This window comes from Aquicoccus sp., from assembly GCF_041686535.1.
GTDB lineage: Bacteria > Pseudomonadota > Alphaproteobacteria > Rhodobacterales > Rhodobacteraceae > Aquicoccus.
In genome coordinates, this window is record NZ_JAWLDS010000084.1 from 1 (window position 1) to 13,506 (window position 13,506).

Annotated in this window: 14 protein-coding genes; 8 read left to right on the forward strand and 6 right to left on the reverse strand. The window is 63.3% G+C overall.

The window, feature by feature from the left end; genetic code table 11:
• The first annotated feature begins 173 nt into the window (after nucleotides 1-173).
• Complete coding sequence (tig, locus tag ACESL9_RS14180) at nucleotides 174-1,508, forward strand: trigger factor (protein ID WP_372614871.1); 1,335 nt, start codon at nucleotides 174-176, stop codon at nucleotides 1,506-1,508.
• Nucleotides 1,509-1,687: 179 nt separating this feature from the next.
• On the opposite strand, the gene ACESL9_RS14185 is transcribed toward tig, so the two are convergent.
• Nucleotides 1,688-2,332, reverse strand: coding sequence for a DUF1638 domain-containing protein (locus ACESL9_RS14185; protein ID WP_372614872.1), 645 nt, complete (start codon nucleotides 2,330-2,332; stop codon nucleotides 1,688-1,690).
• A 27-nt stretch (nucleotides 2,333-2,359) separates the two neighbouring features.
• A complete protein-coding gene (locus tag ACESL9_RS14190; protein ID WP_372614873.1) occupies nucleotides 2,360-3,064 on the reverse strand; it encodes a corrinoid protein in 705 nt (234 codons plus the stop codon).
• Between the two features lie 228 nt (nucleotides 3,065-3,292).
• Here ACESL9_RS14190 and ACESL9_RS14195 point away from each other — a divergent pair, with 228 nt between their 5' ends.
• Nucleotides 3,293-4,378, forward strand: coding sequence for a PA0069 family radical SAM protein (locus ACESL9_RS14195; RefSeq protein WP_372614874.1), 1,086 nt, complete (start codon nucleotides 3,293-3,295; stop codon nucleotides 4,376-4,378).
• On the opposite strand, the gene ACESL9_RS14200 is transcribed toward ACESL9_RS14195, so the two are convergent.
• Together ACESL9_RS14200 and ACESL9_RS14205 are read right to left on the reverse strand one after the other, a co-directional pair.
• Nucleotides 4,360-5,262, reverse strand: coding sequence for an alpha/beta fold hydrolase (locus ACESL9_RS14200; protein ID WP_372614875.1), 903 nt, complete (start codon nucleotides 5,260-5,262; stop codon nucleotides 4,360-4,362). The two genes, ACESL9_RS14195 and ACESL9_RS14200, sit on opposite strands and share 19 nt — an antisense overlap.
• On the reverse strand, nucleotides 5,262-6,545 hold the full coding sequence (locus tag ACESL9_RS14205) for an alpha/beta hydrolase family protein (RefSeq protein WP_372614876.1): 1,284 nt from the start codon (nucleotides 6,543-6,545) through the stop codon (nucleotides 5,262-5,264). The genes ACESL9_RS14200 and ACESL9_RS14205 overlap by 1 nt, the downstream gene beginning before the upstream one ends.
• A gap of 166 nt (nucleotides 6,546-6,711) precedes the next feature.
• On the opposite strand from ACESL9_RS14205, the gene ppk2 reads away from it, so the two are divergent.
• Nucleotides 6,712-7,713 carry a polyphosphate kinase 2 gene (gene ppk2 / locus ACESL9_RS14210; RefSeq protein ID WP_372614877.1) on the forward strand — a complete coding sequence of 334 codons (1,002 nt, stop codon included), beginning with the start codon at nucleotides 6,712-6,714 and terminating at the stop codon, nucleotides 7,711-7,713.
• Between the two features lie 23 nt (nucleotides 7,714-7,736).
• Here the strand turns inward: ppk2 and bmt are convergent, their stop codons facing one another.
• Both bmt and ACESL9_RS14220 read right to left on the reverse strand, forming a co-directional pair.
• Nucleotides 7,737-8,747: a betaine--homocysteine S-methyltransferase gene (gene bmt, locus ACESL9_RS14215; protein ID WP_372614878.1), complete on the reverse strand. Its 1,011-nt coding sequence runs from the start codon at nucleotides 8,745-8,747 to the stop codon at nucleotides 7,737-7,739.
• A 176-nt stretch (nucleotides 8,748-8,923) separates the two neighbouring features.
• Nucleotides 8,924-9,238, reverse strand: coding sequence for a DUF1476 domain-containing protein (locus ACESL9_RS14220; protein WP_372614879.1), 315 nt, complete (start codon nucleotides 9,236-9,238; stop codon nucleotides 8,924-8,926).
• Between the two features lie 156 nt (nucleotides 9,239-9,394).
• On the opposite strand from ACESL9_RS14220, the gene purC reads away from it, so the two are divergent.
• The 5 genes from purC to ACESL9_RS14245 form a co-directional block, all read left to right on the forward strand.
• Nucleotides 9,395-10,156, forward strand: a complete 762-nt coding sequence (purC, locus tag ACESL9_RS14225; protein WP_372614880.1) for a phosphoribosylaminoimidazolesuccinocarboxamide synthase — start codon at nucleotides 9,395-9,397, stop codon at nucleotides 10,154-10,156.
• Nucleotides 10,157-10,243: 87 nt separating this feature from the next.
• On the forward strand, nucleotides 10,244-10,471 hold the full coding sequence (gene purS, locus ACESL9_RS14230) for a phosphoribosylformylglycinamidine synthase subunit PurS (RefSeq protein ID WP_372614901.1): 228 nt from the start codon (nucleotides 10,244-10,246) through the stop codon (nucleotides 10,469-10,471).
• Between the two features lie 59 nt (nucleotides 10,472-10,530).
• Nucleotides 10,531-11,574 (forward strand): zinc-dependent alcohol dehydrogenase family protein, encoded by a 1,044-nt coding sequence (locus ACESL9_RS14235; protein ID WP_372614881.1) that lies wholly within the window; start codon nucleotides 10,531-10,533, stop codon nucleotides 11,572-11,574.
• A 19-nt stretch (nucleotides 11,575-11,593) separates the two neighbouring features.
• Nucleotides 11,594-12,262, forward strand: coding sequence for a phosphoribosylformylglycinamidine synthase subunit PurQ (purQ, locus tag ACESL9_RS14240; protein ID WP_372614882.1), 669 nt, complete (start codon nucleotides 11,594-11,596; stop codon nucleotides 12,260-12,262).
• Nucleotides 12,263-12,414: 152 nt separating this feature from the next.
• The coding region (locus tag ACESL9_RS14245) for a cache domain-containing protein (RefSeq protein ID WP_372675034.1) at nucleotides 12,415-13,506 on the forward strand (1,092 nt) is incomplete at its 3' end.

Here is a 13,506-nt window from a genome sequence, read left to right on the forward strand (position 1 = left end):
ACTTTTGCTTCTGCGTGGTGCCCGGCGTCCGCGTCCCCCTCCGAAAGGGCATCGGCCCTTCCGGGGCGGTGGCGGCGATTCAGGGTTGATCCCCCCCCATGCCGCCATTAGGAAGGCGCAAATTTCGTCAGGCTGCCGCACGGGCGGCCTGTTAAGCTCATGCGAGGAAGCACATGCAAGTCACCGAGACCCTGAACGAAGGCCTCAAGCGCGCCTATCAACTCATGCTCACGGCGCAGGAACTGGACGACAAGGTCAACCAGAAACTCGCCGAAGCCCAGCCCGAAGTCGAGATGAAGGGGTTTCGCAAGGGCAAGGTGCCGATGGCGCTCTTGAAAAAGCAGTTCGGTCAGCGGATCCTTGGCGAAGCCATGCAGGAGTCGATCGACGAAGCGATGGGCCAGCATTTCGAGGAGACCGGCGACCGCCCCGCGGTTCAGCCGAAGATCGAGATGGTCGATGGCGAGAACTGGAAAGAGGGCGACGACGTGACCGTCGAGATGTCCTACGAGGCGCTGCCCGAGATTCCCGAGGTCGATCTCAAGGCGATCACGCTTGAAAAGATGGTTGTCAAGGCCGGCGAGGACGAGGTGAACGAGGCGCTGGAGAACCTCGCCGAGACGGCACAGGATTTCGAGCCGCGCAAGAAGGGCGCCAAGGCCAAGGACGGCGACCAGGTGGTCTTTGACTTTGTCGGTCGCGTTGATGGCGAAGCCTTCGAGGGCGGGTCGGCCGAGGATTACCCGCTGGTCCTGGGATCGGGGTCGTTCATCCCCGGCTTCGAGGAGCAACTGTTCGGCGTCAAGGCCGGCGAAGAGATCGACGTGACGGTGAATTTTCCCGAGGATTACCAGGCCGAGCACCTGGCCGGGAAAGAGGCCGTGTTCTCCTGCACCGTGAAAGAGGTGAAGGCGCCGAAAAAGGCCGAGATCAACGACGAGCTGGCGCAGAAATTCGGCGCCGAGGACCTGGCCGCGCTCAAGGCCGACGTGGCCAAGCGGCTGGAAGATGAATATGCCGGGGCGGCCCGCGCGGTGATGAAACGCGCGCTGCTTGATGCGCTCGATGAAGCGGTGAGCTTTGATCTGCCGCCGAGCCTCGTCGAGGCCGAGGCCAAGCAGATCGCGCATCAGCTCTGGCACGAGGAAAACCCGGATGTGCAGGGCCATGACCATCCCGAGATCGAACCCACCGACGAGCACACCAAGCTGGCCGAGCGCCGGGTGCGCCTTGGCCTGTTGCTGGCCGAGCTCGGTCAGAAGGCCGAGGTCGAGGTGACCGATGCCGAGATGACCCAGGCAATCATGAACCAGGCGCGGCAATACCCGGGCCAGGAGCGCCAGTTCTTTGAGTTCATCCAGCAGAACCAGCAGATGCAGCAGCAACTGCGCGCGCCGATCTTCGAGGACAAGGTTGTCGACTATGCCTTCGAGCTGGCCACGGTGAACGAGAAAGAAGTCACCAAGGACGAGCTGCAAAAGGCCGTCGAGGCGTTGGACGACGAATAAGCCCGGCCCGCCGGCGGGCAGAAAGATTGAGGGCCGTCCCGCGGGGCGGCCCTTTTCTGTTTTTCCCACCATGAAAGGGGCAGGGCGGTCGCTCGTTGTCCAACCTGCTGTTCGTTCTTGGGAAAAATACCCAAAACCCGGGCCGTGCCGCGCGCGCCGGGGGCGGGGTGCTCAACAGGTCAGACCCGGGCCTGTCGCTCCAGTTCCGTTGCGAGATCGCCGTAACCGGTGAAGCGGCGTTCGAAGTCGAGCCCCAACCGGGTGGCGGCCTCGCGTGCCTTTCGGGTGAGCGCGTCATCCTCGCTCTGGGCGAGATAGACCAGCTTCTCGTAATGGCCGAAATAGGTGTCGAGCAATTGCGGGTGGCGGTCGAGGCCGAGCGGCTTCCACACGAAGGCGTCGAACTGGCGGGCGAGGAAATCGGTGAGGTAGAAGGTCGTGATCTCGTCTTCTGCGCGGATGGCAAAGGTGATGTTGCCTTCAAAAAACGAATAGCAATGCGGCCCCGGGATCATTCCGACGCCGAGTTCCTTGCACTTTTCGAACAATTGTCCGCCGGTGCCGCAATCGGCGTAGACGACGAAAATCCGGTCGTACCGGTCGCGATATTCCTCGACCGTTTCGGCCACCCGCTCGGTGATGCGATCGGGCGTGTTGTGCAGGATCGCGGGCAGGCAGATCAGATCGACGTGATCCCAGCCGTTGATTTCTTTCAGCGCGATGATCTCGCGCGCGAGCGCCCCGCAGGCGACCAGCAGCAACCGTGCCCTTTCACCCTGAAGGGCGAGGCCGGAGTCGGTGAGGGTCTGATCGTCGGGTATCATGGCAAACTGCGGTGCATTGCGCGCCGCCTAGATCGTTGCGCCCTGGTTGTGCTTGCGCGATACGAGGGTCTTGGCGGTTTCGACCGCAACGGCCGCATCGCGGCAATAGGCATCCGCGCCGATCGCCTTGCCGAATTCCTCGTTCAGCGGGGCGCCGCCCACGAGCACGATGTAATCATCACGCTTGCCCTGCTCAACCATCGTGTCGATCACCACCTTCATGTAGGGCATGGTCGTGGTCAACAGGGCCGACATGCCCAGAATGTCGGGCTGTTCGGTCTCGAGAGCTTCGAGATAGGCTTCGACCGCGTTGTTGATCCCGAGATCGACGACTTCGAACCCGGCGCCCTCCATCATCATCGAGACGAGGTTCTTGCCGATGTCGTGGATGTCGCCCTTGACCGTGCCGATCACCATCTTGCCCATGCGCGGTGCGCCGGTTTCGGCCAGGAGCGGCTTGAGGATATACATGCCGCCCTTCATAGCGTTGGCGGCGAGCAGCACCTCGGGGACAAAGAGGATGCCGTCGCGAAAATCGTCACCGACGATCTTCATGCCGCCGACCAGTGCCTCGGTCAGGATCTTGTAGGGGCTCCAGCCGCGTTCGAGAAGGATGTTCACGCCTTCCTCGATCTCTTCCTTGAGCCCGTCGTAGAGGTCGTCGAACATCTGAGCGACGAGTTCCTCGTCGTCGAGTTCGCTGAGGATGATGTCTTCTTCTTCCTCGGACATGGGTCTTTCCTTTGTCATTGGGCGCCGCAGCGGTGCGGACGGCCGGGGTTTCCCGATGCTATTGCCGGAATGCCGAAGTTGGACTGTCCGAATTGCGACATGCGCGGCACTTTGACCGACCTATAGCCTGAAATCAGCGTGAAATCCCGTGTGATCGGGGCGAAAAATCTGCATGTGGATCATGAGGTTCATTGTAAGTGTTCATATTTTGTTCTATGTATCGGCGCCATGGACGAGCATGGCGACATCATCGACGCATCGCGCCGGCGCGGGCGCGGCGCGCTGTCCAACGTGGCGGGGCGGTTTGAACGCCTTGCGCGGGTGGAGGCCGGCGACGGCTGGGACATGCCGGAGGCGAGGGCGGGCGTCGAGACGGAGTTGCGAGACGAGTCGGCGGGGAAAATCATCACCTACAACCGCTCACCCGACCTGCCCTTTGATCGGTCGATCAACCCTTACCGGGGTTGCGAACACGGCTGTGTCTACTGCTTCGCCCGGCCCAGCCATGCCTATCTGGGCCTGTCTCCGGGGCTCGATTTCGAGACGCGGCTTGTGGCCAAGAAGAATGCGCCCGACCTGCTGGTGCGGGAACTGGCGGCGCGGGCCTATCGTGTGGCACCGATCGCGATCGGGACCAATACCGACCCTTATCAGCCGGTTGAAAAGGCGCGGGAAATCATGCGCCGCTGTCTCGAAGTGTTGCGCGATTTCCGGCATCCGGTGGCGATTGTCACCAAGGGTACGCTGATCGAGCGCGACATCGACATCCTGGGCCCGATGGCGCGCGACGGGCTTGTGCGGGTGGGCGTGTCGGTGACGACGCTGGACAATGATGTCGCGCGACGGATGGAGCCGCGGGTGCCGCGCCCGGCGCGTCGGCTGGCGGTGATCAGACGCCTGACCGAAGCGGGCATTCCGGTGCGGATCATGGTGTCGCCGGTGGTGCCGGGGCTGACCGATTACGAGATCGACGCGATCCTCGCGGCGGCGCGGGATGCGGGGGCGGATGCGGCGAGCTGGATCATGCTGCGCCTGCCGCGCGAGGTATCGCCTCTGGTGCAGGAATGGCTGCAAGAGCATCAGCCGGGCCGGGCGGCCAAGGTCATGGCGCGGCTGCGCGAGATGCACGGCGGCAAGGATTACGATTCGCGCTGGGGTCATCGGATGCGGGGCGAGGGGCCGCATGCGCGGATGATCGGCGCGCGATTCAAGGCGGCGGTGCGGCGGCTGGGGCTGGCCGAGCAGCAACCGGCCTTGCGTTGCGATCTCTTTCGGATGCCGCCGCGCGTAGGCGATCAGTTGCGGTTGTTCTGAGCGCCGAGCCAGTCGCGAATTGTCCGGGCGACGGTTTCGGGTTTCTGGTGACAGACCCAGTGGTCGGCGCCGTCGATCGTCACGCGGGTGAGGTCGGGGGCATAGTCTTCCAGCCCCGCGGTCGTCTCGGGCAGGAGCGCGCTGTCACCCGCGCCCCAGATGAGCAGGTGCGGCTGGGGCACCATGAGCCGCTCGCGGGGCAACTCGGGCAGGTCGGTGATGGGCTCTCCGGGTTTGGCCACGCGCAGGGGCGAGGCGCGATACCAGTTGATCATGCCGCGCAGCCGCTCGGGGCCTGACCATGCCTGTTTATAGGCGGTGAGGCGGTCGCCGGAAAGCCAGGAGAGGTCCATCTTTGCGGAAAAGAGAGCGAGCAGTTTCTCGAAATCGTTTTCGGCAAGCGCGTCTTCGGACCCGTCTCGGCGCAGGTAGTGGATGTATTGCGACGCCTCGGTCTGGGCACCGCCCGCGGCGATGGCGCGCTGGAACGGGGCGGGGTGGACGCCGTTGATGATGATGAGCCGCGAGACCAGCTCGGGTTTCATCATGGCCAGGCCATAGGCCACCGCGGCGCCCCAGTCATGGCCCAGCACGGTGCAGGGGGCGATACCGAGGGTCTCGATGAGTGCGGCCATGTCGCCCACGAGCTTCGAGGCTGCGTAGTCGCCCACGTCCTGCGGTGCCCAGCTTTGCCCATAGCCACGCTGATCGGGGGCGATCAGGTGGAAGCCTGCGAGATGCGGGGCAAGGTCGGCCCAGGCGCCGCCATACTCGGGAAAGCCGTGCAGGCAGAGTATGACGGGCTGGCCGGGTTCGCCCCATTCGTGGAGGTGGAAGCCATGACCGTTCAGCGTTATGTCGCGCTCGCGCGGGGCCGGTGCCATCATTCGCCCTTGCCCCGGGATTCGAACCGCAGCCCGGCGGCCGTGCGCGGTGCGAAGCCTGTCCAATAGTTGTGCTCGGGTTCGGGGCTGCCGTCATCGTTCAACGCATGCACCCCGTCCTCGGCATATTCCACCAGATCGAAGAAACGTGCAGCCTCGGAATCGTCGCGCAGGTGCAGGTCCATGAAGGCGGTGGCGAAATGCTGGGCGATGTTGTTCATGCGCGCGGTGTCCCAGACGGCGTCGGCGTAATGGTCGAACGGGGTGAAATCGAGATGCGGCGAGGGCTGATAGCTCTCGACGGGGGCGGGAATGGGCGCGGCGGCGTTGTGATTGGCGCCGATGAAGGTCAAGAGGTGCCGGTCGGTGCCGGTGGCCTGCTCGAAAATCTGGCGCATGGCGGGATAGCTTGACACGTCATCGACCGAGCCGGCCATGATCAGCGTTGGCTTGCGCAGCCCGGCCAGTCCGGCTTCGTCCCAGAACGCCTGATTCTTGCCCCAGGGTCCGATCGCGATGAGCGCCTGGACCCGATCATCGATCAGCGCGTCGTGGCTTTCGGTGCCGGCCATGTTCGCGGCGAGAAGGCCCCTGGGTGTGCCCCAATCGTAATCGACGGCCTGTTGCGTGACACCCGCGCCGCCGAAGATCAGCGCGCCGTAGCCGCCCATGGAATACCCGATCACGCCGGCGGTGTCGGCATCGGTGATCTGGCCCAGCGGGTCATCGAGCCCGGCCATGAAATCGATCACGGCCTTCTGGTCCCATGGCCGGTGATAGAGGGTCGAGCCGAAAGCGGACTGATCGGAATAGGTGCTGTCCGTGTGATCGACCGACACGGTGACGTAGCCCTTGGACGCCAGGTTCTCGCCCAGATGCGACATCAGGAAGCGATTGCCGGGATAGCCGTGGCTGATCACCACGAGCGGAAAGCGGCCATCGGCGGGGGCGGCGTCGCGCGCGGCGCGGCCATGCAGGGTTGTCGCGGTCTCGCCGTCGCGGATCACCGTGTCATAGGTGGTGCCGGGCTCGGTGCCCTGTGCCGCCGGATACCAGATTTCCACCGTGAGCGGGCGGTCGTAGGACGGCGTTGCGTCCTCGGTCACGTTGAGGATGTCGATGCGATCCGACACCGTGAATTGGCGTTCCTGCACACCGACGGGGAAAGCCCCGAAGGCGGCAAGTTCCGGCGCGTCGGGGCGGACCGTGTCGATGCGGTTCTCGGCCAGGGCCGAGCCGGTCCCGAGAACCAGGGCCAGCGTTGTGGTGGTCAGGGTGTTCATCTGCGTTTCCTCCTGGTGTGGATCCCCCATCATGACACAGAATTCATGACAGCCCCGCAACCCTTGGTGCCGTTCCGTTGCGTCATGCCCGGAATTGACAGGGATCAAGGCGTTGTGCGCGCTCATTTGCTAACATGTGAAGTGTTGAGAGAGGGAGGCAGATAGAATGAAAAAACCTGCTATCAAAGGGGAGGATGCGGCGGCGGAACCTGGTGCCGATGATGTGGTAAGCGAGGAGACTGCGGCCGCAGATGGCGGGCGTGATTTTGTGGCGCAAGAGGCTTCGGCCAAGACGCCGCGGGCGCAGCGTGTGCAGCCGAGTGCCGAAGAGGTGCGTCGCGCCTTCGAGAGCGGCGAGTATCTCTATTCCGACAAAATGAACCGACGAACCTATGAGCGCCAGAAGGCCAGATTGCAGGCTGAACTTCTCAAGGTGCAGCTTTGGGCGCAGGACACGGAGCAGAAATTCGTTTTGTTGTTCGAGGGTCGTGATGCGGCCGGCAAGGGCGGCACGATCAAGCGTTTCACCGAGCACCTGAACCCGCGGTCTGCGCGTGTCGTGGCGCTCAATAGGCCGACGTGGGAAGAAAAGGGGCAGTGGTATTTTCAACGTTATATCAATGAGCTGCCGACGGTTGGAGAAATGGTGTTCTATGACCGTTCCTGGTACAACCGCGCGGGCGTGGAGCGAGTGATGGGGTTTTGCGAACCCCATGAATATCTCGAATTCATGCGCCAGACGCCCGATCTGGAACGGATGCTGGTGCGTGCGGGCATCCAGCTTTACAAATACTGGTTCTCGGTTACGCGAGAGGAGCAACTCCTGCGGTTCCAGAGCCGCGAGACGGACCCTCTCAAACAGTGGAAGCTGAGCCCGATCGACAAGGCCAGTCTCGACAAGTGGGATGAATATACCGAGGCCAAGGAGGCGATGTTTTTCTATACTGACACCGCCGATGCGCCATGGACCGTGGTCAAGTCGAACGACAAGAAGCGCGCGCGGCTGGCCTGCATGCGGCATTTCCTGTCAAGTCTCGATTACCCGGACAAGGATCACCGGGTGGTGGGGCACCCTGATCCTCTACTGGTGTCGAGCGCGCATCACGTCATTCACAAGTCCGAGCATATCCTGGGCAGTTCTATGCATCCCGACCAGAGGCGCGGCTGAGTCGTGGGTGGTTGAGTTGCTGATCAGCCGCGGCGACGACGGGGGCGGCGCTTGGGCGTGTCGTCTTCGCCCGTTCCGTCGGCAGCCGATGAAAAGGCGCCCAGTCGCGCGGTGATCTGATCCAGCGTCGGGCGCGGGCCTTTGGACGTGTTTTCAAGGGCTTCCCGCATTTTCCGCAAGTGCTCGGGCATGGTGCCACAGCAGCCGCCGATGATCCTGGCCCCGCAATCGCGGGCCAGCACCGCGTAATCGGCCATCAGTTCGGGCGTCCCGTCGTAATGGATATGTCCGTCATGGTACTTGGGAATGCCCGCGTTGCCCTTGGCGATGATCGGTCGTTCGGACCCTTGGGCGACAAAGCCCAGAACGGTGCGCAGAAGGTCCGATGCGCCGACGCCGCAATTGGCGCCGAAGGCGATCGGTGGATTTGCCAGGCCCTCGACCATGCCGACCATGTCCGAAGATGTGACGCCCATCATGGTGCGCCCGGCGGTGTCGAAGCTCATCGTGCCGCACCAGGGCATCCCGGCGAGCGAGAAGGCTTCGGCCGCGGCCTTGTATTCCTCGGGGGCCGAGATGGTCTCGAGCCAGAGCACGTCGGCGCCGCCTTCCTTGAGGCCGTCGGCCTGTTCGTGAAAGATCTCTACGGCGAGGTTATGGGTCAATTCGCCCATCGGCGCCATGATCTCGCCGGTCGGACCGACCGACCCGGCGACGATCACCGTGCGCCCGGCGGTATCGGCCACGTCGCGACCGAGTTCAGCAGATATACGCGACAATTCGCGGGCCCGCTTTTCGGCGCCGTGGAGCTTTAGCCGCGCGGCATTTCCGCCGAAGGAATTGGTGAGAAACAGGTCCGACCCGGCCTCGACCGCGCCTCGGTAGAGCGTGCGGATGCGGTCGGGGTGTTCGATATTCCACATTTCGGGAGGTTCACCCGATTCCAGCCCCATGTTGAACAGGTTGGTGCCGGTCGCGCCGTCGGCCATCAGCCAGTCGCGGGTTTCAAGCAGGCGTTTCAGCGGATTTGTCATGTCGGCCCCGTTCAAGGATAGTCGGATTGGCCTCTTTCATATCCGCATTGCCGGCGCAATTTCAAATCACGCATGATCATCATGAGCCTGCATGGTGTGAGAAACGGAAAAAAAAGAAGGTCCGCGCGGGGCAGGTGCCCGCGCGATTGGAGCGACCGGCGCGGGCCGGTCCGGGTTCAGACCTCGTTCATGATCTGCTGTTTGGCGACCGGGGTCAGCTCGGCCAGCTTGGCTCGGATCGTGTCGGCATCGGCGATGTCGCCCAGATCGGCGGCCACCTTTCGCACCACGTCTTCGTGGCCGGGCTCTTCGAAATCCGATTTCACGACTTCGATCGCGTAATTGGTCGCATCCTGACCGGTCTTGCCCATAAGTTCGGCGGCCCAGAGGCCCAGAAGCTTGTTGGCGCGGTTGGTGGCGCGGAACTTCATTTCCTCGTCATGGGCATACTTGTTCTCGAATGCTCGTTCACGGTCGTCGAATGTAGTCATGTGGGTCATGTCTCCGCATGGCGTTTCGGTTGCCCCTGATATGCCGGTCCGGGGCGTTCTGCGCAAGTCCCGGCCGGCATCTTGCGACATTGCGGCCTATGGAATATGAGGACGCATCGTCGTGGACTCAGCCACGGCCACGCTTGAGGAGCCCCCATGGCACGGCGCAAGAAGATTTACGAGGGCAAGGCCAAGACCCTGTTCGAAGGGCCCGAGCCCGGCACGCTCGTCCAGTATTTCAAGGATGACGCCACTGCGTTCAACGCGGAGAAAAAGGATGTTATCGAGGGCAAGGGCGTGCTCAACAACATGCTGAGCGAATATTTCATGACCGGTTTGACCAATATCGGTGTGCCCAACCACTTCATCCGGCGGCTCAACATGCGCGAACAGCTTGTGCGTGCCTGCGAGATCATCCCGCTTGAGATCATCGTGCGCAATTTTGCTGCCGGGTCTTTGTCGAAGCGGCTGGGGATCGAGGAGGGCACCGCCCTGCCGCGCCCGATCATCGAGTATTGCTACAAGGATGACCGTCTTGGCGATCCGCTGGTGGGCGAAGAACATATTGCCGCCTTTGGCTGGGCCAGCCAGCAGGACATGGACGACATCGTGAGCCTTGCCCTGCGGGTGAACGATTTTCTTTCGGGTGTGATGTACGGAGTCGGGATCAAGCTGGTGGATTTCAAGATCGAGGTCGGCCGGGTCTATGACGGCGATTTCCAGCGGCTGATCGTGGCCGACGAGATCAGCCCGGATTCGTGCCGGTTGTGGGATGTGGCGACGGGCCAGAAGCTCGACAAGGACGTGTTCCGCCGCGATCTGGGGTCGCTGACCGATGCTTATACGGAAGTGGCCCGGCGGCTGGGTGTGATGCCCAAGGGGTCGGCGGTGCCGATCAAGCCGACCCTGATCAACTGAGGCGCAACGGCCCGTTACGCGGGCGGTTTCGAATATTTGGGGCAAGATGAAGCAGGTATGCCTGCACAGGATGACGGGGGTCAGGCGATGAAGGCGAAGGTTTACGTGATGCTGAAAGAGGGCGTGCTCGATCCGCAGGGGGCGGCGGTGAAGCATGCGCTGGGTGCGCTGGGGTTCGACGGTGTCGAGGATGTGCGGCAGGGCAAGGTGATCGAGCTTGACCTGGCTAATGGCACGACCGAGGCGACGGTACGCGAGATGTGCGAGAAGCTGCTCGCCAACACGGTGATCGAGAGTTACCGGATCGAGATGTGATGCGCGTCGCCGGTTCGGGCGGGCGCGTGGGTTGAACCCCATCCTTGAAAGGGAGCGCGATGAAGGCTGCTCAACTGACAGCGTGGCGTGCGCCGCTCGAAATCGTCGATCTGCCCGATCCCGTGGCGGGTGCAGGCGGGGTGGTTCTGAACCTGCTGGCCTGCGGGGTCTGTCGCAGTGACTGGCATGCGTGGGTTGGTGCGGACCCGGATGTGCATCTTCCGCATGTGCCCGGGCACGAGTTCTGTGGCGAGGTGGTCGAGGTTGGCCCCGGGGTGCGGCGCTGGCGCGTGGGCGACCGGGTGATCGCGCCTTTCATCCTGGCCTGTGGACAGTGCCCTGATTGCGCGGCGGGCAACCAGACCGCCTGTGCCGATCAGGCTGTGCCGGGGTTCACCATCCCCGGGGCATTCGCTGAGCGGATCGCGGTGCCCTTTGCCGATCACAACCTGACCGCGCTTCCCGAGAGTATCGCCCCGGCGCTGGCCGCGGGGCTGGGTTGTCGCGTGACCACGGCCTGGCATGCGTTGACCGGACGGGTGGGTCTGCGCGCGGGAGAGTGGCTCGCGGTGTTCGGCGGGGGCGGCGTGGGCACCGCGGCGCTTTTGCTGGGGCGTGCCCTGGGTGCGCGGGTTGTCATCGTCGATGTCGTGCAGGACAAGCTGGAGTATGCAAGCAGGCTGGGTGCGGATGCCGTGGTCAATGCTGCAGACGTGGACGCGGCCGAGGCGGTGCGCGAGATTACCGGCGGTGGCGCGGACGTGGCGCTCGAAGCCCTGGGGGTCGAGGTAACGGTGGTGGGAGCGATCCGCAGCCTGCGCAAGCTGGGCCGTATGGTCATGGTCGGGATGCCGGCGGGTGAACACGTGAAGATGCATCTGCCGATGGACGCGTTCTATTCCGGGCAGTTGGCGATCTATGGCACGCGCGGGATGCCGGCCTGGCGCTATCCCAGCCTGCTTTCGCTGATCGAGGGTGGCCAGGTGGACTTGTCACCGCTGGTCACGCGGCATATCACCCTGGGCGAGGCGAGCGGTGAACTGGCCGCCTTCGATGCCCCAGCGCCGCCCGGGGTGGCGGTGATCACCGATTTCACGCGTTGAGGTCAGAGGAGACCATTCCATGCACGCAGCCGTCATCGTCTTTCCGGGATCGAATTGTGACCGTGATCTTGCCGTGGCGTTCGAGCGCGCCGGGGCGAAGGTCAGCATGGTCTGGCACAAGGACACCGACCTGCCCGATGGGGTCGACATGGTGGGCATCCCGGGGGGCTTTTCCTTTGGCGACTATCTTCGCTGTGGGGCGATCGCGGCCAATTCGCCGATCTGCCGCTCGGTGGTGGCCCATGCCGAGCGGGGCGGGTATGTGCTTGGGATCTGCAATGGTTTCCAGGTGTTGACCGAAACCGGCCTGTTGCCCGGGGCGCTGCGCCGCAATGCCAATCTCAAGTATATCTGCAAGCCGGTCGGGTTGCGGGTCGAGGATTGCGATACGGTGTTCCTGCGCGGCTACAAGCCGGGGCAGCTGATCACGGTGCCGATCGCCCATCATGACGGAAATTACTACCTGGATGACGCCAAGCTGGCGCAGTTGCGGGACGAGGGGCGGATCGCCTTTACCTATGTCAGCAATCCCAATGGGTCGGTTGCCGACATCGCGGGTGTTGTCTCGAGGAATGGGCGCGTGCTGGGGATGATGCCACACCCTGAACGCATGGCAGAACCGGCCCATGGCGGCACCGACGGCAAGGCGATGTTCGATGGTCTCTTGGATGCGCTGGCGCCTGCTTGAAGGGCTTGGTTGGCTAATTGGCGGAGGAATTTTCACCGGGTGATCACAGGGATCGGCGGTATTCTGCGCGTTTCGATGACAGGCCGTGGCAGATCGGTCGCAACTGCGTTGACGCGCTTGAGCGGCATGATGGCGCGTCGTAAGCTGAGTGAATGTCAAGGCTTCCGGTTCCCAGTTCAGGTCAACCTGCGCGGCGCACCCCACTGACTGGATGGTGGACGCGGATCGCCCTTGTCTTCCTGATCCTGGTCGCGGTGGTGACGGTGCTGGTGACAAACCAGCTGTTGACCGAGCGATTTACCGAAACCACCCGGAACCGGGCCGAACTGCGGCTTGCGCTATACTCGGGCAATCTTGTCAGTGAATTGCGTCGCAATTCCATCGTGCCGCAGCTTCTCGCGCGTGATCCGGCGCTCATCGGAGCGCTGAATTCCGGTGATTACAGCCAATCGACACAGCGGCTCATATCGTTTGTCGAGGAGATCGGTGCGGCGTCGCTCATGCTGCTGGACCGGGAGGGGCGCACGGTGGCCGCGACCGATCGCAACCGGCTGGGGGAAAGCCATCGGCAAGGGCGCTATTTCGTCGATGCGCTACGGTCGAGCGACACGATCTTTTCGGTCACGGAACGCGAGGCGGGGGGCTACCGGTTTACCTATACCAGGCGGGTGGACTGGCAGGGGCAAACGCTGGGCGTTATCGCGGTCGAGGCCGATATGCAAAAGTTCGAACGGGCATGGTCGGGGATTTCCGAAGCGGTGATCGTGACCGATTCGACCGGCACGATCATTCTTGCAACCGAGCCGCGCTGGCGCGGTCTGACCGAGGCGGAGGCATTGCGACGTGCCCCGGTGGACAGCGCCATCGAACGCGCCATCCGGGCCACGGCCGACTGGACGTCCCTGCCGGCGGATGCCTATGTGCAGGGCGAGGCGGTGATGCGGATGGAGGGGCGGATCTCGTTTCGGGGCTGGCGGATCGCGACCTTTACCCCTTATGCAAGCGTGCGCGAGAAGGTGAACGGATTCCTGGCGCTCGAGATCATGGGATTCGCGATACTTTTGGCACTGGCGTTCTACTTTCTCAGTCGCAAGTCGGCGGTGCGCATGGCCCTTTTCCAGCGTGAATCGGCCGAGCTTCGCACTTTGAACCAGCGTCTTCAACGGGAAGTTGCCGAACGCCAGAAGATGCAGGGCAAGCTGGAGGTCGCCGAGCAGACCCTCGAACAAAGCTCCAAGCTGGCG

Bases quoted from the DNA above. Each gene is read 5' to 3' on its own strand.
- tig (WP_372614871.1), top strand. From the start codon at position 174: ATGCAAGTCACCGAGACCCTGAACGAAGGCCTCAAGCGCGCCTATCAA.
- ACESL9_RS14185 (WP_372614872.1), bottom strand. From the start codon at position 2,332: ATGATACCCGACGATCAGACCCTCACCGACTCCGGCCTCGCCCTTCAG.
- ACESL9_RS14190 (WP_372614873.1), bottom strand. From the start codon at position 3,064: ATGTCCGAGGAAGAAGAAGACATCATCCTCAGCGAACTCGACGACGAG.
- ACESL9_RS14195 (WP_372614874.1), top strand. From the start codon at position 3,293: ATGGACGAGCATGGCGACATCATCGACGCATCGCGCCGGCGCGGGCGC.
- ACESL9_RS14200 (WP_372614875.1), bottom strand. From the start codon at position 5,262: ATGGCACCGGCCCCGCGCGAGCGCGACATAACGCTGAACGGTCATGGC.
- ACESL9_RS14205 (WP_372614876.1), bottom strand. From the start codon at position 6,545: ATGAACACCCTGACCACCACAACGCTGGCCCTGGTTCTCGGGACCGGC.
- ppk2 (WP_372614877.1), top strand. From the start codon at position 6,712: ATGAAAAAACCTGCTATCAAAGGGGAGGATGCGGCGGCGGAACCTGGT.
- bmt (WP_372614878.1), bottom strand. From the start codon at position 8,747: ATGACAAATCCGCTGAAACGCCTGCTTGAAACCCGCGACTGGCTGATG.
- ACESL9_RS14220 (WP_372614879.1), bottom strand. From the start codon at position 9,238: ATGACTACATTCGACGACCGTGAACGAGCATTCGAGAACAAGTATGCC.
- purC (WP_372614880.1), top strand. From the start codon at position 9,395: ATGGCACGGCGCAAGAAGATTTACGAGGGCAAGGCCAAGACCCTGTTC.
- purS (WP_372614901.1), top strand. From the start codon at position 10,244: ATGAAGGCGAAGGTTTACGTGATGCTGAAAGAGGGCGTGCTCGATCCG.
- ACESL9_RS14235 (WP_372614881.1), top strand. From the start codon at position 10,531: ATGAAGGCTGCTCAACTGACAGCGTGGCGTGCGCCGCTCGAAATCGTC.
- purQ (WP_372614882.1), top strand. From the start codon at position 11,594: ATGCACGCAGCCGTCATCGTCTTTCCGGGATCGAATTGTGACCGTGAT.